Source organism: Streptomyces sp. NPDC002588 (genome assembly GCF_040295925.1).
Classification (GTDB): domain Bacteria; phylum Actinomycetota; class Actinomycetes; order Streptomycetales; family Streptomycetaceae; genus Streptomyces.
Window position 1 is genome coordinate 73,882 of sequence record NZ_JBEOWF010000014.1, and the last position, 21,595, is coordinate 95,476.

Below are 21,595 nucleotides of genomic sequence, written 5' to 3' on the forward strand. Positions count from 1 at the left end.
TCGGGCGGTGACCACGACACCCCATCCCTCCTTCCCGCCGCCCGAGCCGCCCCAGAGGCCGGGCGTCGGCAACGGTCCCGGGAGCAGGCCGGGGAACGACCCGGTGAACGGTCCTGGCTACCCACCCCGGCCCAGCCCCGCTCAAGGCCCCAACGGCAACCGCGACTTCGGTGGCGGGCACGGCGGCGGGCATGAGGGTGAGCACGGCCATGCGCACGGCCCTGGCTCCGGTGAGGGGCGGGACGGTCGGCAGGCGCACGGCGACCACCAGGCGCACGGGCACGGGCACAGCCACAGCCACGGCCCCGCCGCCCCCGTCTCCAAGCATCTGCGCAAGGTCATCGCGGTCATCCTCATCCCGTTCGCCGCGGCGGTGCTGGCGGGGCTCGTGGTGCTGTGGCCGGGCGGTGCCCCGGCGCACCAGCGCACCGGCGTCGGCTTCGACCGGCAGACCCAGCAGGCCACGGTCAGCAAAGTCGTGAGCGTGAGCTGCAAGTCGGTGAACGCCTCCGGTGGCACCTCCACCGGCGGCACCGCCACGGCCGGCGGATCCTCCGCCGAGCAGCAGGCGAACGGCACCTGCAAGCGGGCAACGATCCGCGTGGACACCGGTGACGACAAGGGCCGCACGTTCACCGAGATCGTCCAGCCCGACCAGTCACGGCAGTTGCACGAGGGCGAGAAGGTCGTGGTCGCCTACGAGCCCTCGGCGCCGAAGGATCTCCAGTACTCGGTGACCGACGTGAACCGCCGTGTCCCGATGACCGTCCTGGCCCTCATCTTCGCGGTCGCCGTCGTGGTCGTCGGACGGCTGCGTGGCGTCATGGCACTGGTGGCGCTCGCCGCCAGCTTCCTCATCCTGAACTTCTTCATCCTGCCGGCGATCCTGCAGGGCTCCAACCCGCTGCTCGTGGCCGTGGTCGGGTCGAGCGCCATCATGCTGATCGCCCTGTATCTGTGCCACGGCCTCTCGGCCCGCACCTCCGTCGCGGTGCTCGGCACACTCATCTCGCTGCTGCTGATCGGCTTCCTGGGCTCGTGGTTCGTCGACTGGGCCGCGCTCACCGGCAACACGGACGACAGCACCGGCCTGATCCACAGCCTGTACCCGTCGATCGACATGAGCGGTCTGCTGCTCGCCGGCATCATCATCGGCTCGCTCGGTGTCCTCGACGACGTGACGGTCACCCAGACGTCCGCGGTCTGGGAGTTGCACGAGGCCAATCCGGCCATGGGCCGGCGCGGGCTGTACCGGGCCGGTATCCGTATCGGCCGCGACCACATCGCGTCCGTCGTGAACACGCTGGTCCTCGCCTACGCGGGTGCCGCGCTGCCACTGCTGCTGCTCTTCTCGATCGCGCAGAGCAGCGTCGGCACGGTCGCCAACAGTGAGCTGGTCGCCGAGGAGATCGTGCGCACGCTGGTGGGATCGATCGGGCTCGTGGCTTCCGTGCCGGTCACCACGGCCCTGGCGGCCCTCGTGGTCGCCGCCGACCGTCCGGAACGGGTACAGGCGGCCATGCCGGTGCCGGAGGGCGCCCTGGCCGGAGCTGTGCCCGCGGGCCAGGCCCAGTCGCGGGGCGGCCGGGGCAAGCGCCGCAAGCGCTGAGCGTCCCGGCTGCCCCGGCGGCCGGGCCACCTGCCTGCCGGGCACCCGCACGCCCACGCCCCGGCCCAGGTCCGCCGATCATCAGAAGAAGCGTTACTTCAGCCCCCCACCCCGATGGCGAAGCGTTCCGCCGTCCTGGCTCACCCGGCGCTCTGCTCCTCCGCGAGGATCCGGTCCAGTGCCTCGTCGAGGTGGGCGTCGAAGTCGGCGAGCGCCCCCTCCTGGCCGAGGGGGACCAGTTTGTCGGTGCGGTCCAGGAAAGCCACCAGGGGAGCCGTGGAGGACCGGAACAGCGCCTGGTCACCGCCCACCTGAAGCCGGATCAGAACCTCGCCGAGCGCATCGGGGTCGAGGGGCGCGACCCGTACGTCCCCCTCCCCGCACGGCCGGCCCACCCCGTCGATGAGCAGCTCACGCCCGAAGGCCCAGGTCACCGGGGCGTCGCCGGGCAGATGGAAGGTGAGCCGTACGGCATAGGGGTCGCGTGACTCATAGCCCAGTTCCACCGGGATGCGGAACGAGAGCTCCTCGGAGACGAGGAAGTTCATCATGACCTCTGCCTGTACTGCCTGCACGGACTCGCGCATCGCGTTACCCCGTCATTTGCCGTGGAATGGCCGGTAATCAACCCCTGACACTGGAGGCATCTTGCTGAACGTGTACGACAGATCACAAGGAGTAAGTTTTCAGATACTGATAGAGATCGCGATCGATCCCAGCTTCCGCCCCACTTCGCTCTGCAACTGCCGTGCGGCCGGGAGCAGCCGGCCGGCCTGATGGCCGGGCAGGGAGATGGCCATGGTCGCCACGGTGGTGCCCACCGTGATCGGGACCGCGGCGCACACCGTGCCCAGTGCGTATTCCTGCCTCTCCACGACCGGTTCCATGCGTCGCATCCTTTCCAGGCGCCGCAGGAGGGTGTGGTCGTCGCGCACCGTGTACGGGGTGATCGACTGCACGGGATAGCGGTCCAGGTGGTCTCGGCGAGTGGCCTCGTCGAGTTGGGACAGCAGGCACTGGCCGATGGCGTGCGCGTGCCCGGTCTCGCGGAAGTCGGCCCACTCCTCCACCGCGGGGTTGTCCGGGGTGTCGGAGACGCACATGATCTCGATCTCGCCGTCGCGGTACCGGGCGTAGTACACGGGGACACCGATCGAATCGCGCCAGTGGGCGAGGGTGTCGGCGACTGTGCTGCGACGTTTCTGCGCCGCTCCGCTGCTGCCCAGTCGCTCGGCTGCCTCGCCGAGGAAGAAGAGGCCCTTGTCCCGGCGCAGATAGCCCTCGTGCACCAGGGTGCGCAGGAGGTGGTAGGCCGTGGGGAGGGCGAGGCCCGTCTCACGGGCGAGTTGCTTGGCCGGTGCTCCGGACTCGTGCTCGGCGACGGACTCCAGCAGCCGCATGGCGCGCTGGACGGAGCCGATGAGGGTCGCGGCAGGGTGCGGCTGCCGCGCCGGTGTGGAGCGAGGCTGTTCGGGGAGCGCCGCGCCGGGCGGACGCTGGAGCGGGGGCGCGGAGGAACGGGGCCGGGCGAGGGGTGCCTGCGGTTCCGCGGATGCGGTGTCAACCAGGGCCAAGGGGGTCACTCCCGAAGCGCGAGAGGGCGGCCCCGTGCGGGGGACACGGGAGGGGGTACGCCGCTCGCGGGGGTCGTCCCCGCGTCGAGTTCCGGACTTTAACCGTCCGCCACCGCCGGCGAACGGGTCCTCCGGGAAACTTCCCCCGGCCGAGCGAACAGGCGATTCCTGTTACCGCCCGCCGCCTCCCGCGCCGTTCACCAGTCGCCGCGCGAGGAGGAACCCGCCATGAACTTCCGCACGACGTAGATCAGTCCGCCGACCAGGGCCACGAAGATCAGCAGCTTGAACAGCAGATAGACCACGAAGCCGACGACGTTGGCTATCAGGCCGCCGAACACGACCAGGGCGATGACCGGCACCGCCACCCACTTCACCCACCACGGCAGTCCCGCGAAGATCTCTCGCATCGCCTTTGTCCTTGTCCTCGTCGTCCGGAACTCCTGTCGAGTCCGGATGCTTCCTGTGTCCTGCCGTCGATGCTAGATCCGTGAGGGGTACCGGCGGGGGCCTCGCGTCCCTTGTCCTCCCCTGATCCATCCCCTAGGGATCCCGGGGCTGCGGGTCACGCCTCGGGCGGAGAGAACACCACCAGGACCCTCAGATCCTCGCTGATGTGATGGAACTTGTGGGCGACTCCGGCAGGGACGTACACCACGCTGCCGCGCGCGACCTGGGTGGTCTCCAGGCCGACGGTGATGGAGGCGCGCCCGCTCGCGACGAAGTACACCTCGTCCTGGTTGTGCGGATTCTGTGGATCATGTTCTCCGGCGTCGAGCGCGTACAGGCCGACGGACATGTTCCGCTCTCGTAGAAACTGCAGGTAAGCGCCGTCGTTGGCGGCTCGCTCCGCCTCCAGTTCGTCCAGCCGGAATGCCTTCATCGTGTTCGTCCGCCCTCGCCCTGTTCTCGTTGCCGATCTCTCTGCCACGATCAGACACATGAAGAATTTCGTAGTCAAGACGATCGCCAACGCGGGTGCCCTGGCGGTCGCCGTCTGGCTGCTCGACAAGATCACTCTGACCGGTGACGGCACGGGCAAGAAGATCGGCACTCTGATAGTGGTCGCCCTGCTCTTCGGCCTGGTGAACTTCCTGGTCAAACCGATCGTCAAGGTACTCACCTTCCCCTTGTTCATCCTGACGCTCGGCCTGATCACCCTGGTGGTCAACGCCCTGATGCTGCTGCTGACCTCGTGGCTGGCCGACAAGCTCGACGTGAGCTTCCACGTCGAGGGCTTCTGGACCGCGGTCCTCGGCGGCCTGATCATCTCCGTCGTCTCCTGGGCGCTCAACGTCGTCCTGCCCGACGAGGACTGAGCTCGCGATGACCTATCGCGTCTGCTTCGTCTGCACGGGCAACATCTGCCGCTCGCCGATGGCCGAATCGGTCTTCCGCGCGCGCGTGGCGGACGCCGGGCTCGAGGGTCTGGTCGAGGTCGACAGCGCCGGCACCGGGGACTGGCACGAGGGCGAGGGTGCCGACCCGCGCACTCTCGGCGTCCTGGAGGAGAACGGTTACGCCCTCGACCACACGGCCCGGGTGTTCGAGCCGTCCTGGTTCGCCCGCCTCGACCTGGTGATCGCGCTGGACACCGGCCACCTCAAGGCCCTGCGCCGGCTGGCGCGCACCGAGGAGGACGTCCGGAAGGTACGCCTGCTGCGCTCCTACGATCCCGGGGCCGGCGACGACCTCGACGTTCCCGACCCCTATTACGGAGGCCGCGGCGGCTTCGAGGAGTGCCTCGAGATGGTGGAGGCGGCGAGCAGCGGTCTGCTGGACGCCGTGAGCGAGGACCTGGAAGGACGGGCGCCATGAGTGACTCCCCGACCGCCGGAACCCCGTTCCCGGACTCCGGTGAGGGCACGCGCGCGGTGCGGGCCGGACTGCCCGAGCCGGTGAAGCACGAACCGACCCTCCCCGGACCGGTGTTCGCCGCGCACTTCCACCTGCCGGGCGAGCCCACGGGCCCCTACGCCTACGGCCGTGACGAGAACCCGACCTGGACGCATCTGGAACGCGCCATCGGCGAACTGGAGGCGCCGGGGCAGGACGGCGTCGAGACACTCGCCTTCGCCTCCGGCATGGCCGCGATCTCGTCGGTCCTCTTCTCCCAGCTGCGCGCCGGGGACACGGTCGTCCTGCCCGCCGACGGCTACCAGGCGCTGCCCCTGGTGCGGGCGCAGTTGGAGGGGTACGGCATCGAGGTGCGCACCGCGCCCACCGGTGACGACGCCCAGCTCGGCGTCCTGGACGGCGCCCGGCTGCTGTGGATCGAGTCGCCGTCGAACCCCGGGCTCGACGTGTGCGACATCCGGCGGCTCGTCGAGGCGGCACACGCGCGTGGTGCGCTCGTGGCCGTCGACAACACGCTCGCGACCCCGCTCGGGCAGCGTCCGCTGGAGCTCGGCGCCGACTTCTCGGTGGCCAGCGGCACCAAGCAGCTCACCGGCCACGGAGACGTCCTCCTCGGCTATGTCACCGGCCGGGCCGGCGAGCCCATGACGGCCGTACGGCGGTGGCGCAAGATCGTAGGGGCGATTCCCGGGCCGATGGAGGCCTGGCTCGCGCACCGGTCGATCGCCACGCTGCAGCTGCGTGTCGACCGGCAGGCGGCCACTGCGCAGGCGGTGGCCGAGGCACTGCGGGGGCGGCCGGAGGTGACCGGGCTGCGCTACCCGGGCCTGCCCGACGACCCGTCCCACAAGGTCGCCGCGCGGCAGATGCGGCGCTTCGGATGCGTGGTCTCGTTCACGCTGCCCACGCGCGCGCGTGCCGAACGGTTTCTGGAAGCACTGCGACTCGTGGACGACGCGACGAGCTTCGGCGGGGTGCGTTCCACCGCCGAACGGCGGGGGCGCTGGGGCGGCGACGCGGTACCGGAGGGCTTCGTGCGCCTCTCCGTCGGCGCCGAGGATCCCGATGATCTGGTGGCGGATGTGCTGCGTGCCCTGGGGGAGTCGGCGGCATGACCGGTTCACGCACGTCCGGACGGCCTTCCGCTCCACACGGCGGACGGTCCGAGCCTCCCCCCTCGTGGCTCGGACCGTCCTCGGTTCCCTGCGTGAAGAACCGCGCGAACCAGGCTAGTTGACTCTGTGTCAGTGTCCAATCACGGTAACGACAGGGGCCTATCGACATATTTATAGTTGGGCCTGCCTCCGCCCCGGGAGCAGAGCCCGCCCCCGAGCCGGGAGAACGGCAGGAAAGGGGAAGAACCCTCCATGGATCTGGCCTTGCTGCGCACCTTCGTGACCGTGCACCGGGCTGGTTCGTTCACCCGCGCCGCCGCTCTGCTGGGTCTCTCGCAGCCGGCCGTCACCTCCCAGATCCGCACACTGGAACGGCAGCTGGGGCATCCCCTGTTCCTGCGCCAGGCCCGCGGAGTGACCCCGACGACGATGGGCGACGAACTCGCCCACAAGGCCGCTCCCCATCTCGACGCCCTGGTCGAGATCACCGAGACCGGTCTCGACGACGAGTCCTCCTTACGATCCCTGCATCTCGCCGGTCCGCCTGAGTTCACCGCCGAGCGGGCCTTGCCCGCCCTCACCGGGCTGACCGGCGACGACGGGCAGGGACTCGCCCTGCGCGTCTCCTTCGGCAACGCCGAAGAGGTTCTGGAGGGGCTGGCGGCCGGCCACCACGACCTCGCCATCAGCACGGCCCGGCCCCGCGGCGCCCTGCTCACGGCCACCCCGCTGTGCGACGAGGAGCACGTCCTGGTCGCCGCCCCGCAGTGGGCGGAGCGGATCGACACCGGAAAGCTGCGGCACAAGGGAGCCTCGGCGCTGGAGAACCTCCCTGTCGTCGAGGTGCACGAGTCGCTGCCGCTCGTCTCCCGCTACTGGGCCTCCGTCTTCGACTCCCGCCCCGCCGCCTCCGGCACGGTCATCGTCCCCGACCTGCGCGCGGTCCTCGCCTGCACGGTGGCGGGCGCCGGCCTCGCGGTCCTGCCCCGCTATCTCTGCGTCTCCGCTCTGGAGCGCGGTGATGTCGTCGCACCGTACGAGCCCGCCGTGCCTCCGCTGCGGACGTACGTCCTGGTGGCGCGGACCGGCACCCTGGCGATGCCGCAGGTCGCGCGGGCCCACGAGTGGCTGCTCGAGGCCGCTGGGGAGTGGTGCTGAGCGGGGTCGGGGAGGCCATTTCCCGGGTATTACGGGATGCAGTCGGTCCGTCACGTTTCGCGATGTTTCACGTGGAACATGCGGGGCCACATTTCTCCCATGACCGTCCGACCCGTGGTCAAGCGCACCGCCCGTGCCGTCCTGCTGGACGGCGATGACCTGATCCTGATCAAGCGCACCAAGCCCGGCGTGGACCCCTACTGGGTCACGCCCGGTGGTGGCGTCGAGCCGGATGACACGACCGTCGTCGATGCCCTGCACCGCGAGGTGCACGAGGAGCTCGGCGCGAAGATCACCGACGTGGTTCCCTGCTTCGTCGACACCGTCGAGCACATCGGCGACGACGGCGGCGCGACCGGCGTGAAGGTGCAGCACTTCTTCGTCTGCCGGCTGGAATCCATGGACCCGGCCCAGCGGCACGGTCCCGAGGTCGACGAGCCCGCCGGCGAGTACGAGATCGTCCGGGTTCCGTTCACCCGGGTGGGGATCGCCTCCGTCCACCTCGTACCGCTGTCGCTGCGGCACTACCTCGACGGCAACATCGAGGGTGTCCGGGCCATGCACGCCCCGGACCTCGGCTGAGGTACCTGCGCTGCGGCTCCCCCGCGGTGTGACCGACGGGGCGCCCGGTCAGTCTCCGGCAGCGACGAGTTCCTCGACCGAGTCGTGCCGTATGCGCTCCAGGGGAAAGCCGGCGCCGCGTAGGGCGTCCACTCCGCTGCTGATCATGCCGGGCGGACCGGAGACGTAGGCGTCGTACCCGGGCCAGGGCCCGAAGGTGCGTATCGCGTCCGGCAGTTGCAGCAGACCGTGCCGGTCGACCACCGGGCGGATCTCCAGCCAGTGGTGGGACTGCTGGAGCCTGAGCATCGTGTCGATGTCATAGAGGTCGTGATCGGTGCGGGCGCCGTAGAAGACCTCGACCGGGCGGCGCGTGCCATGCTCGGCGACATCCTCGACCAGTGCCTTGATGGGAGCGATGCCGGTGCCGCCGCCCACGCAGAGCAGTCCGCTGGCCCTGGTGTGGTCGACGGTCATCGAGCCGGCCGGCGGTCCGAGACGTACGACGTCACCGGGCCGGGCGCGGTGCACCAGGGCGTTGGAGACCCAGCCCGCGGGGATGGCCTTCACGTGGAACGTCAGCAGTCCGTCGGAGCGGGGCGCGGAAGCGAACGAGTAGTGCCGCCAGATCCGCGGCCACCACGGTGTCTCGAGGCTCGCGTACTGTCCGGCGAGGAAGGGGTAGGGCTGGTCCGGTCGGACGGTGACTACGGCGATGTCCGGCGTTCTCAGCTCGTGGGAGACGATCTCCGCGTGCCACCAGGCCGGCGCCCGGAGTTCGTCCGCGGCCGCCGCGTCGATCATGACCTGCGAGATCGTCGTGTAGGTGCGGACCCAGGCGGCCTCCGTCTCGTCCCCCCACACGGCGCCGGCGTACTTGCTCAGCGCACCGATCAGGCACTCCCCGACGGCCGGGTAGTGCTCGGCCCGGGTGCCGTACTTGCGGTGGCCACGGCCGAGGTTCTGCAAGTAGTCGACGAGAACCGGAGTGTTGTCGATGTGCTCGGCAGCGATCAGCAGTGCCTTGAGCAGCCGGTCGCGCTGGGCGTCCATCGCGGGCGGGAAGAGCGGGCGCAGGTCGGGGTGACGGACGAAAAGCAGTGCGTAGAAGTACGAGGTGACCTTGTCGGCCACGGGGGCCACCTCGGTCATGGTCCGGCGGACGAGGACGGCGTCCGGCGAGGCGTCCGGGACGGACCGCTGAGTGGAGACCTGGGGGTCGGCGAGCGGGGCATCGGGAGCCGGGTAGGAGGCGGGGGGCGCGGCGGGCGCGGGCTGCGGGGCGGAACGGCGAGGATCGGCCGACGCGGGCCGCTCGGGTGCTTCTCTGCGGGCCCCGGCCTGCACCGGGACAGGTGCTTGATCCTGGAAGGACATCAGGCGCTCGGCGGGGGGCCTGGGCTCGTCCCGTGCCGGGTGGTGCGCGGACACCGGGGCGGTCGCCCCGGGCGGGGTCGACGCGGGGGTGGTCGACGCGGGGGTGGTCGACGCTTCCGGGCCGGGATTCGGGCCCGGAGGGCCGGTGTCTATTCGATGCCCCGAGTCCCCGCTCCCGCCCTGGGGACGATCACCCTCGGCTGTGGAAGTGCCGCGGCCCACCGGGCGCAGAGCGGCCAGCCGACGGCCGTCCGACGCGCCCTGCTCGCCCCCGGCAGCCGACTCCGGCTGCTTGCGCGGCGTGAACCATCCGTCCCCGCCGCCGGACGTGCCGTTGTCGGCCGACTTGGTGGTCGGAGCGTCCATGGTGTGCCTCGCCTCGAACATCTTTCGGTCGGTCTGCGCACTTCCTGGATCGGAAGGTGCCTGCTTCCCCCGCAGACGGATTGCTTTTCCGTTCGGTTCCGCGCCCGGGACGGCCGCGGCCCTCCCCCTTGTACCGCTCTGCACGAACGCATGAGGCGAGAGTGCGGTTCCTCGTTCTCTCCGTCCCCGTCAAGCTGCGTTGCTCCTTCTCGGTTCGCGGGGAATGTATGCGCCGGATCCAGCGCGTCCATGTCCCGAAAGCGAACCGGAGTCGACCATACCGGCCGCCGTCGACGGCACAAGTCCCCCCTTCCCTCCCTCCGGGAGGGACCTGGGACGTGAACCGTCGAGTCCCTCAACTACCGGACGTGGAGCGCCAATTCATAGGCATCCCATAGATCCCTCCCCGTGTAGGAATGTGTGGCGAGGCTCGTCAGATGATGGTCCGCATTGACTGCCACGGAGACGGAGACGGCTCCGAACAGGTCTTTGTCGGAGAGCGAGTCGCCGTAGGCGACACAGTCCTCCCGCGTCACTCCGAACTCTGCGCACAGCCGATCGGCGATCACCACCTTCGCGGCGGCGCTGAGGACCCCCGCCGGATCCACGGGCTCGACGAAAGGCAGCGCCGGGAAACGGGAGCCATGGGCCGCGTGCGCACCCCAGGCCGTGAGTTTTTCCACAAAGAAAGAGGGCGAGAGCGAGACGACAGCGCAGTACTCCCCTCTGCTCCTGAGATCCGCCCAGACATCTCGGATGCGATCCAGCCATGGAGCCGCCTCGAACGCCGCCGTGACATGTTCCTCGGTGAGGCTCGCCCACAGCGCATGCACCCGGACCGCATACTCCGGCGGCTCGATCCGCCCGGTGGCGGCAGCGAGATCCAGAGCCACCGCCTCGGCCTCCAGACCGAGTTGACGGGAGATCTCCCGCGGTGCGGAGGTGCCGTGCAGCAGAGTGCCGTCGAGATCGAAGAGATGAAGTCTCGCCATGAGCCGAGGCTAACGGGCACGCCGTCAGTATCTGGTGATGATGCACCTCCTTCATGGCGCAGCACGGTTTCACGTGAAACAGCCGCTCGTTTCACGTGAAACACCATTCCGTGGTCCAAGCGCTGTGCAGTTGACCATGGCATGGCCAAAAGCGCGTGCGTCTCCTGAGAAACAGGTGGACGTCAGAGGTGTCCGTCGGACAGCCTGACCTGCGTGCCGACTCCTTCCCCAGCCGCTCTGCCCATCCGCCGTCTGACGCACCGCGATCTCACCGCCTGCGCCGACCTGTCCGAGGACCGGGGGTGGCCGCGCGAGGAGCACAAGTGGGTTCTCCTGCTCTCCGCCGGCAAGGGGTATGGCATCGACGACCCTGACGGGGGTCTGGTCGCCGCCTGCGTCGTCACTTCGTACGGTCCGTACGACCGCCCCGACCTCGGAGCCATCGGTATGGTGCTGGTCGCCGAGCGGCATGCCCGGCAGGGCATCGGCCGCCGCCTCATGCGGCATGTCGTCTCCGCGATGGGTACGACCCCGCTGACCCTGCACGCGACACCGGTCGGCCGCCCGCTGTACGAGGAACTGGGCTTCAAGGCCACGGGCCGGGCCGAGATGGTGTGCGGACCCTTCACCCCGGACGCCTCGACACCGGTCATCGGCACCCGTGCAGCCACGGCCGAGGATCTGCCGAGGATTCTCCGGCTCGACGAGGAGGTGTTCGGCTCCGATCGCACGCATGTGATCACCCGGCTGCCCGCCTTCGCCGACCAGTTGCGGGTCGCCGAGGACAGCGGCCGGATCGTCGGTTACGCGGCGGCCTGGCCCAACATGACCACCCACGTCGTGGGTCCGCTGATCGCCCGCGACACGGAGACCGCGAAGGCCCTCCTGTCCTCCCTCGCCGCCCACACCGACCGGCCGCTGCGGACCGACATCGACGTGCGGCACGAGGAGTTGCTGGCGTGGGTGAAGGCACGGGGCCTGGAGTCCGTCTTCTTCAACACCGTCATGACCTACGGGATCGGGGAACTGCCGGGCGACTGGACCCGGCGGTTCGCCCCGCTCACGGTGGCGGCCGGCTGAGGCGTCGAGCCCATCCCTGACGTTCCGGCCCCCGCATAGGCTACGGACATGGGAGATCTTGAGATACGGAGTGCTGTCGCCGACGACCTGCCCGCGATCGTCGGGATGCTCGCGGACGACCCTCTGGGCGCCCAGCGTGAGTCGCCGGACGACCTGACCCCTTACCTGGCGGCCCTGCGGCGGCTCAGCGCCGACCCCAACCAGCGTCTGGTCGTCGCCGTCCGCGAAGGTCGCGTCGTCGGCACTCTCCAGCTCACGTTCATTCCCGGTCTCTCCCGCCGCGGCGCCACGCGGTCTGTCATCGAAGGCGTGCGCGTGCACGCCGACGAGCGCGGCAGCGGTCTGGGCACGCGGTTCATCGAATGGGCGATCGAGGAGTCACGTCGCGCTGACTGCCAACTGGTGCAGCTGACGTCCGACAAGACCCGCACGGACGCCCACCGCTTCTACGAGCGGCTGGGCTTCGAGGCCTCGCACGAAGGCTTCAAACTCCAGCTCTGACCACAGGAGCGCTCTGTTTCACGTGAAACAGAGCGCTCCGTCGCCGTAGGAAAAGCGTCAGCCGATCCCCCGCCATCCTTCCGGGTCGACCCCACCGGGCACAGCGGCACCCTCCTCGTACGGCTGGCGCGTGAACACGAACGACCCGAGGTCCAGATGGTCCACGCTTCCGTCCGGCCTCCGTACGGCCCGCAGAGGCTCTCCGGCGAAGTAGCCCTCCAGGCCCGTCCAGGTCCCGTCCCCGTTCGCCCGGAAGCGTGAGCGCCGGCCGCCGCCGGACAGTGGCCCCAAGGAGATGAGTCCGTCGGCCGTGACACGCAGGGCGAAGCAGCTGGTCCCCCAGTACCACTGACCCGCCAGCTCCAGGACGGAGGAGTCGACCTCCCGCAGCGGCCGCCATGGCTCCGGGATTCTCGGCTCGGCCTCGGCAACGATACGGACGAGATCAGCCGCCAACGAGAAGGTCATGAGACCGGAGGTGCAGTTGGTGAGCACCACGGCGGCGACATCGTCCTCCACACCGATGATGAGGGACGCCAGGAAGCCGGGCACCGAGCCGGAGTGGCCGACGAGCAGCCGCCCGTCCCGGTGCAGGATCTGCATGCCGAGTCCGTACGTGGCACCGTCCGCCACATCCGCGGCCTCGACCGGAGCCGCGGGCGTCCGCATCTCCCGCAGTGTCTCCGCGCCGAGCACCCGCTCGTCCCCCCGCAGCAGGAAGGCCGTGAACCGCGCGAGATCCCCGGTTGTGGACCAGAGCTGGCCCGCGGGGGCCAGCCGCCCGTAGTCCTCCAGGCGTTCCGGCTGCATCACGTCGGCCCAGGGATGCACTGCCCAGCCACCCGCGGCCGGAGCCTGCGGCCGGACACTGGTGCGATCGAGACCCAGCGGTTCGAGCACTTCACGCCTGAGCGCCTCTTCCCACGAGACTCCTCTCAGCTCTTCGACGAGAGCACCCAGCAGGGCATAGCCGGGGTTGGAGTAGTGATGACGGCGGCCGGCCGGATGCGGGGCGACCCCGTCGCCGAGGACGTCGGCCAGTTCGGGCCGCAGCGAGCCCGGCGTCCGCTCCCACCAGGGGCCGGGCGTCTCGGCCGCCAGCCCGCTCGTGTGGGCGAGGAGTTGGGCGATCGTGGCCTCCCCCGCCCCGGTGCCGGGCAGATGCTTCTCCAGCGGGTCCCCGAGGTCGAGCACCCCTTCGTCACGCAGCCGCAGCACGAGAACGGCGGTGAAGGTCTTGGTGATCGAGCCGATCCGGTACTGCACGTTCTCGTCCGGCGCGTGCCCGTCGACCGAGGTGCGCGACCCGTGCCAGATGGCCCGCCCGTCCCGCACGACCGCGGCGACGAGCGAGGGTGTACGCCCGTCGGTCTGGGCGACGGCGATCCGGTGCAGCAGTGATCTCCGGGTGGCGGGGAGCAGCTCGTCCTGAGGTGTCGTCATGGGCCCAGTCCACATGCCCCCGGGCCCGGCGTCGAGTTCGTTTCGCCCGGGGTGGAGGGTCTCGCCGCCGATGACATGTCGGTCTTCTCTGACCTGCTCAGATCGCGCACCGATGAGTTTCCCGCGCCGCGCCGGTCTGTACGCGCGAGACCGACTCACGGAAGGCTGGCGCCATGCGGAAACTGATCTACGGCATGAACCTGACCCTGGACGGCTATATCGCCGCGCCCGGCGACGACATCGGCTGGAGCGGACCGCCGAGCGACGAGCTGTTCCAGTTCTGGTCCGACCAGTTGCAGGCGACCGACCTGTCGCTGTACGGACGCAAGCTGTGGCAGACGATGAGCCCCTACTGGCCGACCGTCGACGAGCAGCCGGGCGCCACCCCGGCGGAGATCGAGTTCGCGCGCCGCTGGCGGGACATGTCGAAGGTGGTGTTCTCCTCGACGATCGACAAGGTCGACTGGAACACCCGTCTGGTCACCGGCGACGCGGTCGCCGAGATCACCCGGCTCAAGGCCGAGGACGGCGGCCCGATGGACATCGGCGGCGCGACGCTCGCCGGGGCGGCCATGCGGGCCGGGCTGATCGACGAGTACGTGCTGGCCACCGCGCCGGTCCTGGTGGGCGGCGGCACGCCGTTCTTCACCGCGCTGGACAACTGGGTGAACCTGAACCTGGTGGAGACGCGGACGTTTCCCGGCGGCGTGATCCTGACCAGGTACGAGACGAGGCGCTGAGCGCCCGGGGCCGGATCAGGTCTGTGCCATGTCCACGAAGCGGGAGTAGTGGCCCTGGAAGGCGACGGTGATCGTGGCCGTCGGGCCGTTTCGGTGCTTGCCGACGATGATGTCGGCCTCGCCCGCGCGCGGTGACTCCTTCTCGTAGGCGTCCTCGCGGTGCAGCAGGATCACCATGTCTGCGTCCTGCTCGATGGAGCCGGACTCACGCAGGTCGGACACCATCGGTTTCTTGTCCGTGCGCTGCTCGGGGCCTCGGTTGAGCTGGGAGAGCGCGATCACCGGGACCTCGAGCTCCTTGGCGAGGAGCTTGAGGTTACGGGACATGTCCGAGACCTCCTGCTGACGGCTCTCGGAGCGCTTGGAACCGCCGGACTGCATCAGCTGCAGATAGTCGATGATCACGAGCTTGATGTCATTGCGCTGCTTGAGCCGGCGGCACTTCGCCCGGATCTCCATCATCGACAGGTTCGGGGAGTCGTCGATGAACAGCGGCGCGGACGACACCTCGGGCATCCGGCGGGCCAGCCGTGTCCAGTCCTCGTCGGTCATGGTGCCGGAGCGCATGTGGTGCAGGGCCACGCGGGCCTCGGCGGACAGGAGACGCATCGCGATCTCGTTGCGGCCCATTTCGAGGGAGAAGATGACGCTCGGCAGATTGTGCTTGATCGATGCGGCCCGGGCGAAGTCGAGCGCGAGGGTGGACTTGCCCATGGCGGGACGCGCGGCGATGACGATCATCTGGCCCGGGTGCAGGCCGTTGGTGAGCGAGTCGAGGTCGGTGAAGCCGGTGGGTACGCCGGTCATCTCGCCGCTGCGGGAGCCGATCGCCTCGATCTCGTCGAGGGCGCCTTCCATGATGTCGCCGAGCGGGAGGTAGTCCTCGCTGGTGCGCTGCTCGGTGACGGCGTAGATCTCGGCCTGGGCGCGGTTGACGATCTCGTCGACGTCGTCGTCGGCCGCGTATCCCATCTGGGTGATGCGGGTGCCGGCCTCGACGAGGCGGCGCAGGACCGCTCGTTCGTGCACGATCTCCGCGTAGTACTCGGCGTTGGCGGCCGTCGGCACGGTCTGGACGAGGGTGTGCAGGTACGAGGCGCCGCCCACCTTGTTGATCTCACCGCGTTTGGTGAGCTCGGCGGCGATGGTGATGGGGTCGGCCGGTTCGCCCTTGGCGTAGACGTCGAGGATCGCCTGGTAGATCGTCTCGTGCGCGGGCTTGTAGAAGTCGTGGCCCTTGAGGATCTCGACGACGTCGGCGATGGCGTCCTTGGAGAGGAGCATGCCGCCCAGGACGGACTGTTCGGCGTCCAGGTCCTGCGGCGGTACCCGCTCGAAGGCGGTGCCGCCCTCCCAGTCGCCGCCTTCCCGGCCTCGCTCGTGCTGCTCGTCGCGACTGCGGCCGCCGTCACCGCGGCGACGGGCGGGGGGCAGACGATCACCGGGTCCGCTGTCGGCCCACGGGTCGTCCAAGGGCTCGGAAATGCTCAACCGAGCCACCTCCTCCCGTCCGCCGCGCGGACCTCGCCGTGCCCTCTGTTGTACGGCACGACACTGACAATTGAGAGACCCGACTCCGGTTCGAGCGCGCCGGTTTTGAGAGGTTTTCACCGACCGGCGGATGGAGGGGCGCCGGACCACGTTAGGCCCGTCGGCACCGTCAGCCAATCTGGTTATCCACAGGCCATGTGGACGACGGCCCCGATGCTGTGGAGAACTCCGCAAAACCTGTGCACGACCCGGTGGACAGCCCTGTGAACAAGCCCTCGTCTTTTCTCACCACCACCCTCTGACCTGCACCTTCACGATCCACCGGCTGTGCAGAAGAAAAACTTCCCCAGTCAGCCCAAGATCGCTTCGAACGGTGCACGAAACAGCGTGCGACCAGATGGCAAGTAAGGACCACAAGCGAGTTGCATCTCTTACCTGTGGACGATTAGGTTGATGGCCATGACACAGGCTCCCGTGACCCCCAGGGCCACCCGGCGACAGCACGATCGAGAGATCGTCGCGCTGGCCGTCCCGGCCTTCGGCGCCCTCGTCGCCGAGCCTCTCTTCGTGCTGGCCGACAGCGCGATCGTCGGCCACCTGGGCACCGCCCAGCTCGCCGGACTCGGCGTCGCCTCCGCGCTTCTGACAACAGCCGTCAGCATCTTCGTCTTCCTCGCCTATGCCACCACGGCCGCCGTGGCCCGCCGCGTGGGAGCCGGCGATCTCCCGGCGGCGATCCGCCAGGGCATGGACGGCATCTGGCTGGCGCTGCTTCTGGGCGCGGCCGTCGTCGCCGTCGTACTCCCCGCCGCCCCGGCACTCGTGGAGCTCTTCGGCGCCTCGGACACCGCCATGCCCTACGCGACGACCTATCTGCGCATCTCGGTGCTCGGCATCCCGGCCATGCTCGTCGTCCTCGCCGCGACCGGCGTACTGCGCGGACTCCAGGACACGAAGACCCCCCTGTACGTCGCGGTCGCGGGTTTCGTCGCCAACGCCGTTCTGAACGTCACCCTCGTCTACGGTGCGGGCCTGGGGATCGCGGGCTCCGCCTGGGGCACGGTCATCGCCCAGTGCGCGATGGCCGCGGTCTATCTCGCCGTGGTGATCCGAGGGGCCCGCCGCCACGGTGCCTCACTGCGCCCCGATGCCGCCGGCATACGGGCGTCGGCCCAGGCGGGCGTACCACTGCTGGTCCGTACGCTCTCCCTGCGGGCGATCCTGATGATCGCCACCGCCATCGCGGCCCGTCTCGGGGACGCCGACATCGCGGCGCACCAGATCGCCCTGTCCCTGTGGAGCCTCCTCGCCTTCGCACTCGACGCCATCGCCATCGCCGGGCAGGCCATCATCGGCCGGTACCTCGGCGCGGGCGACGCCCAGGGCGCCCGCGAGGCGTGCCGCCGCATGGTCCAGTGGGGCATCGCCGTCGGACTGGGGCTCGCCCTGCTGGTCATCGCGGCCCGGCCCGTGTTCCTGCCGCTGTTCACCAGCGACTCCGCGGTGCGGGCCGCCGCGCTGCCCGCACTGCTCGTGGTGGCGCTCTCCCAGCCCGTCTGCGGCATCGTCTTCGTGCTGGACGGAGTACTGATGGGCGCGGGAGACGGACCGTATCTCGCCTGGGCGATGGTGCTCACCCTCGCGGTCTTCGCTCCTGTGGCACTGCTCGTTCCCGTCCTCGGCGGCGGTCTCACCGCTCTCTGGGGAGCGATGACGCTGATGATGACCGTTCGTATGCTGACGCTCTGGCTGCGAGCCCACTCAGGCCGGTGGATCGTCACCGGCGCGACCCGCTGACTGACCCCACGGCCGGCCGACCCATGACCCGCGCCCCCTCGGACCCGCCGACTGGCCGGGAGGCTGATCGACCGGCCCGCTGACTGTTTCACGTGAAACCGGCGTTTCACGTGAAACATCCGAGGCACCTCCGGCCCCGAGCACACAGAAGGGGCCGCACCCCAGCGGGTGCGGCCCCTTCTCAGCTGTTCAGCCGAAGCTGTTCACGCCGGATGCGGCAATCAGGCCGCGACGACCTCGATGTTGACCTTGGCGGCAACCTCGGGGTGCAGACGCACGGACGTCTCGTGAGCGCCCAGGGTCTTGATGGGCGCGCCGAGCTCGATACGGCGCTTGTCGACCTCGGGGCCACCGGAAGCCTTGATCGCCGAGGCGATGTCGGCCGGGGTGACGGAACCGAAGAGACGACCGGCGTCGCCGGAGCGAACGGCCAGGCGGACCTTGACGCCCTCGAGCCGGGCCTTCACGGCGTTGGCCTGCTCGATGGTCTGGATCTCGTGGATCTTGCGAGCGCGACGGATCTGCTCGACGTCCTTCTCGCCGCCCTTGGTCCAGCGGATCGCGAAGTTCCGCGGGATCAGGTAGTTGCGAGCGTAGCCGTCCTTGACGTCGACGACGTCGCCGGCGGCACCGAGGCCAGAGACCTCGTGGGTGAGGATGATCTTCATGTTTCGGTCACCCTTCCCTTATCGCGCCTGGGCGGTGTAGGGCAGCAGCGCCATCTCACGGCTGTTCTTCACGGCCGTGGCGACGTCACGCTGGTGCTGCGTGCAGTTGCCGGTCACGCGGCGGGCACGGATCTTGCCGCGGTCGGAAATGAACTTCCGCAGCATGTTCGTGTCCTTGTAGTCCACGTACGTGACCTTGTCCTTGCAGAAAGCGCAGACCTTCTTCTTAGGCTTGCGCACAGGCGGCTTCGCCATGGTGTTTCTCCTGTGTGATCAAGAAGTGGGGATACGAGCCCTAGAAGGGGGGCTCGTCCGAGTAGCCGCCTCCGGCGCCGCCGGAGTTTCCGCCCCAGCCACCGCCGCCGCCACCGCTCTGGTTGCCACCGGCGGGAGCGCCGGTCGCCCACGGGTCGTCGGCAGGCGCGCCGCCGCCCTGCTGACCGCCGCCGGAGCCACCGCCCCAGCCGCCGCCTGCCTGGCCGCCACCGCCGTTGTAACCACCCTGGGCACCGCGTCCACCGCCACCACCGCTGGTCTTGGTGACCTTGGCCGTGGCACTGCGCAGGCTGGCGCCGACTTCCTCGACGTCCAGCTCGTAGACCGTGCGCTTGACACCCTCACGGTCCTCGTAGGACCGCTGCTTCAGCCGGCCCTGCACGATGACGCGCATGCCCCGCTGGAGCGACTCCGCGACGTTCTCCGCCGCCTGGCGCCAGACCGAGCAGGTCAGGAACAGGCTCTCGCCGTCCTTCCACTCGTTCGTCTGACGGTCGAAGGTGCGGGGGGTGGACGCGACGCGGAACTTCGCGACCGCCGCACCCGAGGGGGTGAAGCGCAGCTCGGGGTCGTCGACAAGATTGCCGACGACCGTGATGACGGTCTCGCCTGCCATGGGGAACCTCTCGGCGGGTTTGCTGTGCTGGCTGCTTGTGCTGCTACTCAGAATCCCGAGATCGACTGAGCGGGAGAGCTCAGTGGGTCTCGGGGCGGAGGACCTTGGTCCGGAGGACCGACTCGTTCAGGTTCAGCTGGCGGTCGAGCTCCTTGACGACCGCAGGCTCGGCCTGCAGGTCGATGACCGAGTAGATGCCCTCGGGCTTCTTCTTGATCTCGTACGAGAGACGACGACGGCCCCAGGTGTCGACCTTCTCGACCTTGCCGTTGCCCTCACGGACGACGGAGAGGAAGTTCTCGATCAGGGGGGCGACAGCGCGCTCCTCCAGATCGGGGTCGAGGATGACCATCACCTCGTAGTGACGCATGTGGAACCCACCTCCTTTGGACTCAGCGGCCACGGTCGTTCCGTGGCAGGAGGGTTGTGATGCGTGCGCAACGGTATCGGCAGCCACTGACAATCGGGGGCGGCTTGCGACGCCCCCGCGCTGACCTGGGCGGAGTTCCCGGCCGTGGCTGGGCAGACACCGGTGCAGAGGGTACAGACTACCTGCACACGTGCTTCCGGTTGAAATCAGGCCGTGGGGACCGCCAATCTGTACACATCGGGTGTGTATGGCGCTACCGTGCGCCGCCTTCCGCAGGAGGTGCCCTATGGCACAGGCATTGCGACCCAACACCGGAGTCGGTTCCCTCTTCGCCACCGACGGCAAGTCCCACCCAGTCCAGGACACGCTGACGGCCGTGACCCTGGTGCTCGGAGTGGTGTCCTTCGTCACGGCTCAGTTCGACAACCTGCATCTGATCAGCTCCTGGACCGGCCTGGTGGGGATCCTGACCGGCGCGTACGGACAGTGGATCTCCGAGACCACCCGTGAGCGCTTCGGTCTGATCCTGGGCCTCGGTGCATCCGGCGTCGGCTTCTTCCTCGGCATGGCGCACGGCGGCCTCTTCGGCGGGCTGTGGTGACCTGACGGCACCGACGCCACCGTCATCACCGCACCACCGACACCGTCATCATCGAAAGGTTCGTAGAACAACTACGAACCCTGCCGTAACGCCCCGGCCGCCAACTGGCCGGGGCGAAGGTGCCGTACGCCCAGTCAGGCCACGCGCGAGGCGCAGTAGGCTTCGGCGCGAGAGCCAGGAGCCCCTGTACCCATGGGGACACACCAGCCCGAGGAGCGCCCCGAATGAGCCTGACCCTGAGGACGATCAGCCGCGAGCAGCATCTGGCGTACATCCAGAGCCTGCCGTCGGCAAGCCACATGCAGGTTCCTGCCTGGGCAGACGTCAAGGCGGAGTGGCGTTCGGAGAGCCTCGGCTGGTTCGACGGTCGTACCAATGAACTCGTCGGCGTGGGTCTGGTCCTCTACCGCCAGCTGCCCAAGATCAAGCGCTACCTGGCCTACCTGCCCGAGGGCCCGGTCATCAACTGGTACGCGCCGAATCTGACCGAGTGGCTGGAGCCGATGCTCGCCCACCTCAAGCAGCAGGGCGCGTTCTCGGTCAAGATGGGCCCGCCGGTGATCATCCGGCGCTGGGAGGCCACGTCCATCAAGGCGGGCATCCAGAACCCGGACGTGAAGCGGCTGCGCGACATCGAGGCCGATTTCATCGAGCCGCGCGCCTTCGAGGTGGCCGACAAGCTGCGCCGGATGGGCTGGCAGCAGGGCGAGGACGGCGGCGCCGGCTTCGGCGACGTCCAGCCGCGCTACGTCTACCAGGTGCCGCTGGCGAACCGTTCTCTCGAAGAGGTCCACAAGAACTTCAACCAGCTCTGGCGCCGCAACATCAAGAAGGCCGAGAAGGCCGGTGTCGAGGTCGTCCAGGGCGGCTACCAGGACCTCGAGGAGTGGCAGCGGCTGTACGAGATCACGGCCGTGCGCGACCACTTCCGGCCGCGCCCGCTGTCGTACTTCCAGCGCATGTGGTCGGCCCTCAACACCGAGGACCCCAACCGGATGCGGCTGTACTTCGCCCGCCACAACGGGGTGAACCTGTCGGCGGCGACCATGCTGATCGTGGGCGGGCACGTCTGGTACTCCTACGGCGCCTCCGACAACATCGGCCGCGAGTTCCGCCCGTCGAACGCCATGCAGTGGCGGATGCTGCGCGACGCCTACGCGCTCGGCGCCACCGTGTACGACCTGCGCGGCATCTCGGACTCGCTGGACGAGACCGACCACCTCTTCGGCCTGATCCAGTTCAAGGTCGGCACGGGCGGCCAGGCCGCCGAGTACCTCGGCGAGTGGGACTTCCCGTTGAACAAGCTGCTCCACAAGGCACTCGACATCTACATGTCGCGCCGCTGACGTCACGTTCAGTGATTCCATACCTCTGGCACCTCTGACGCACCTCCCTCTACCCCA

Annotated in this window: 24 protein-coding genes; 12 read left to right on the forward strand and 12 right to left on the reverse strand. The window is 69.2% G+C overall.

Annotated features, from left to right (window positions below; translation table 11 throughout):
* Nucleotides 1-7 precede the first annotated feature (7 nt).
* Complete coding sequence (locus ABT057_RS17925; RefSeq protein WP_352344014.1) at nt 8-1,609, forward strand: YibE/F family protein; 1,602 nt, start codon at nt 8-10, stop codon at nt 1,607-1,609.
* A gap of 140 nt (nt 1,610-1,749) precedes the next feature.
* Here ABT057_RS17925 and ABT057_RS17930 read toward each other — a convergent pair whose 3' ends face one another.
* The 4 genes from ABT057_RS17930 to ABT057_RS17945 form a co-directional block, all read right to left on the reverse strand.
* On the reverse strand, nt 1,750-2,196 hold the full coding sequence (locus tag ABT057_RS17930) for an SsgA family sporulation/cell division regulator (RefSeq protein ID WP_352344015.1): 447 nt from the start codon (nt 2,194-2,196) through the stop codon (nt 1,750-1,752).
* A gap of 99 nt (nt 2,197-2,295) precedes the next feature.
* Nucleotides 2,296-3,183, reverse strand: coding sequence for an IclR family transcriptional regulator (locus ABT057_RS17935; RefSeq protein ID WP_352344016.1), 888 nt, complete (start codon nt 3,181-3,183; stop codon nt 2,296-2,298).
* A 197-nt stretch (nt 3,184-3,380) separates the two neighbouring features.
* Complete coding sequence (locus ABT057_RS17940) at nt 3,381-3,593, reverse strand: DUF5326 family protein (protein ID WP_352344017.1); 213 nt, start codon at nt 3,591-3,593, stop codon at nt 3,381-3,383.
* Between the two features lie 155 nt (nt 3,594-3,748).
* Nucleotides 3,749-4,066, reverse strand: coding sequence for a cupin domain-containing protein (locus ABT057_RS17945; protein ID WP_352344018.1), 318 nt, complete (start codon nt 4,064-4,066; stop codon nt 3,749-3,751).
* 58 nt (nt 4,067-4,124) lie between these two features.
* On the opposite strand from ABT057_RS17945, the gene ABT057_RS17950 reads away from it, so the two are divergent.
* The 5 genes from ABT057_RS17950 (at nt 4,125) to ABT057_RS17970 (ending at nt 7,895) form a co-directional block, all read left to right on the forward strand.
* The gene (locus ABT057_RS17950; RefSeq protein WP_352344019.1) at nt 4,125-4,502 is read left to right on the forward strand and encodes a phage holin family protein; all 378 of its coding nucleotides are present in this window, start codon (nt 4,125-4,127) and stop codon (nt 4,500-4,502) included.
* A 7-nt stretch (nt 4,503-4,509) separates the two neighbouring features.
* Nucleotides 4,510-5,001, forward strand: a complete 492-nt coding sequence (locus tag ABT057_RS17955; protein ID WP_352344020.1) for a low molecular weight protein-tyrosine-phosphatase — start codon at nt 4,510-4,512, stop codon at nt 4,999-5,001.
* Complete coding sequence (locus tag ABT057_RS17960) at nt 4,998-6,155, forward strand: cystathionine gamma-lyase (protein WP_352344021.1); 1,158 nt, start codon at nt 4,998-5,000, stop codon at nt 6,153-6,155. Before ABT057_RS17955 ends, ABT057_RS17960 begins: the two co-directional genes overlap by 4 nt.
* A gap of 252 nt (nt 6,156-6,407) precedes the next feature.
* Entirely contained in the window at nt 6,408-7,313 is a 906-nt protein-coding gene (locus ABT057_RS17965; protein ID WP_352344022.1) for a LysR family transcriptional regulator, read from the forward strand.
* A gap of 99 nt (nt 7,314-7,412) precedes the next feature.
* Nucleotides 7,413-7,895 carry an NUDIX domain-containing protein gene (locus tag ABT057_RS17970; RefSeq protein ID WP_352344023.1) on the forward strand — a complete coding sequence of 161 codons (483 nt, stop codon included), beginning with the start codon at nt 7,413-7,415 and terminating at the stop codon, nt 7,893-7,895.
* 48 nt (nt 7,896-7,943) lie between these two features.
* Here ABT057_RS17970 and ABT057_RS17975 read toward each other — a convergent pair whose 3' ends face one another.
* Together ABT057_RS17975 and ABT057_RS17980 are read right to left on the reverse strand one after the other, a co-directional pair.
* Nucleotides 7,944-9,638: a globin domain-containing protein gene (locus tag ABT057_RS17975; RefSeq protein WP_352344024.1), complete on the reverse strand. Its 1,695-nt coding sequence runs from the start codon at nt 9,636-9,638 to the stop codon at nt 7,944-7,946.
* A 338-nt stretch (nt 9,639-9,976) separates the two neighbouring features.
* A complete protein-coding gene (locus tag ABT057_RS17980; protein WP_352344025.1) occupies nt 9,977-10,609 on the reverse strand; it encodes an HAD family hydrolase in 633 nt (210 codons plus the stop codon).
* A gap of 213 nt (nt 10,610-10,822) precedes the next feature.
* On the opposite strand from ABT057_RS17980, the gene ABT057_RS17985 reads away from it, so the two are divergent.
* On the forward strand, nt 10,823-11,689 hold the full coding sequence (locus ABT057_RS17985) for a GNAT family N-acetyltransferase (RefSeq protein ID WP_352344026.1): 867 nt from the start codon (nt 10,823-10,825) through the stop codon (nt 11,687-11,689).
* Nucleotides 11,690-11,737: 48 nt separating this feature from the next.
* Nucleotides 11,738-12,190 (forward strand): GNAT family N-acetyltransferase, encoded by a 453-nt coding sequence (locus ABT057_RS17990; protein ID WP_352344027.1) that lies wholly within the window; start codon nt 11,738-11,740, stop codon nt 12,188-12,190.
* Between the two features lie 57 nt (nt 12,191-12,247).
* Here ABT057_RS17990 and ABT057_RS17995 read toward each other — a convergent pair whose 3' ends face one another.
* Nucleotides 12,248-13,633: a serine hydrolase domain-containing protein gene (locus ABT057_RS17995; RefSeq protein ID WP_352344028.1), complete on the reverse strand. Its 1,386-nt coding sequence runs from the start codon at nt 13,631-13,633 to the stop codon at nt 12,248-12,250.
* Nucleotides 13,634-13,806: 173 nt separating this feature from the next.
* Here ABT057_RS17995 and ABT057_RS18000 point away from each other — a divergent pair, with 173 nt between their 5' ends.
* On the forward strand, nt 13,807-14,373 hold the full coding sequence (locus tag ABT057_RS18000) for a dihydrofolate reductase family protein (RefSeq protein ID WP_352344029.1): 567 nt from the start codon (nt 13,807-13,809) through the stop codon (nt 14,371-14,373).
* Between the two features lie 15 nt (nt 14,374-14,388).
* Here the strand turns inward: ABT057_RS18000 and dnaB are convergent, their stop codons facing one another.
* Nucleotides 14,389-15,864, reverse strand: coding sequence for a replicative DNA helicase (gene dnaB / locus ABT057_RS18005; protein ID WP_352344030.1), 1,476 nt, complete (start codon nt 15,862-15,864; stop codon nt 14,389-14,391).
* 459 nt (nt 15,865-16,323) lie between these two features.
* Here dnaB and ABT057_RS18010 point away from each other — a divergent pair, with 459 nt between their 5' ends.
* On the forward strand, nt 16,324-17,661 hold the full coding sequence (locus ABT057_RS18010; protein ID WP_352344031.1) for an MATE family efflux transporter: 1,338 nt from the start codon (nt 16,324-16,326) through the stop codon (nt 17,659-17,661).
* 221 nt (nt 17,662-17,882) lie between these two features.
* Here ABT057_RS18010 and rplI read toward each other — a convergent pair whose 3' ends face one another.
* From rplI to rpsF, 4 genes are all read right to left on the reverse strand, one after another.
* Nucleotides 17,883-18,329 (reverse strand): 50S ribosomal protein L9, encoded by a 447-nt coding sequence (gene rplI / locus ABT057_RS18015; protein WP_067018185.1) that lies wholly within the window; start codon nt 18,327-18,329, stop codon nt 17,883-17,885.
* A gap of 18 nt (nt 18,330-18,347) precedes the next feature.
* Nucleotides 18,348-18,584, reverse strand: a complete 237-nt coding sequence (gene rpsR, locus ABT057_RS18020) for a 30S ribosomal protein S18 (RefSeq protein WP_020130672.1) — start codon at nt 18,582-18,584, stop codon at nt 18,348-18,350.
* A 40-nt stretch (nt 18,585-18,624) separates the two neighbouring features.
* Nucleotides 18,625-19,221, reverse strand: coding sequence for a single-stranded DNA-binding protein (locus ABT057_RS18025; RefSeq protein ID WP_352344032.1), 597 nt, complete (start codon nt 19,219-19,221; stop codon nt 18,625-18,627).
* Nucleotides 19,222-19,300: 79 nt separating this feature from the next.
* Nucleotides 19,301-19,591, reverse strand: coding sequence for a 30S ribosomal protein S6 (gene rpsF, locus ABT057_RS18030; RefSeq protein ID WP_007383258.1), 291 nt, complete (start codon nt 19,589-19,591; stop codon nt 19,301-19,303).
* Between the two features lie 286 nt (nt 19,592-19,877).
* On the opposite strand from rpsF, the gene ABT057_RS18035 reads away from it, so the two are divergent.
* Together ABT057_RS18035 and femX are read left to right on the forward strand one after the other, a co-directional pair.
* Nucleotides 19,878-20,192 (forward strand): hypothetical protein, encoded by a 315-nt coding sequence (locus ABT057_RS18035; RefSeq protein ID WP_352344033.1) that lies wholly within the window; start codon nt 19,878-19,880, stop codon nt 20,190-20,192.
* Between the two features lie 224 nt (nt 20,193-20,416).
* Nucleotides 20,417-21,538 (forward strand): peptidoglycan bridge formation glycyltransferase FemX, encoded by a 1,122-nt coding sequence (gene femX, locus ABT057_RS18040; RefSeq protein ID WP_352344034.1) that lies wholly within the window; start codon nt 20,417-20,419, stop codon nt 21,536-21,538.
* The last annotated feature ends 57 nt before the right edge of the window (nt 21,539-21,595 follow it).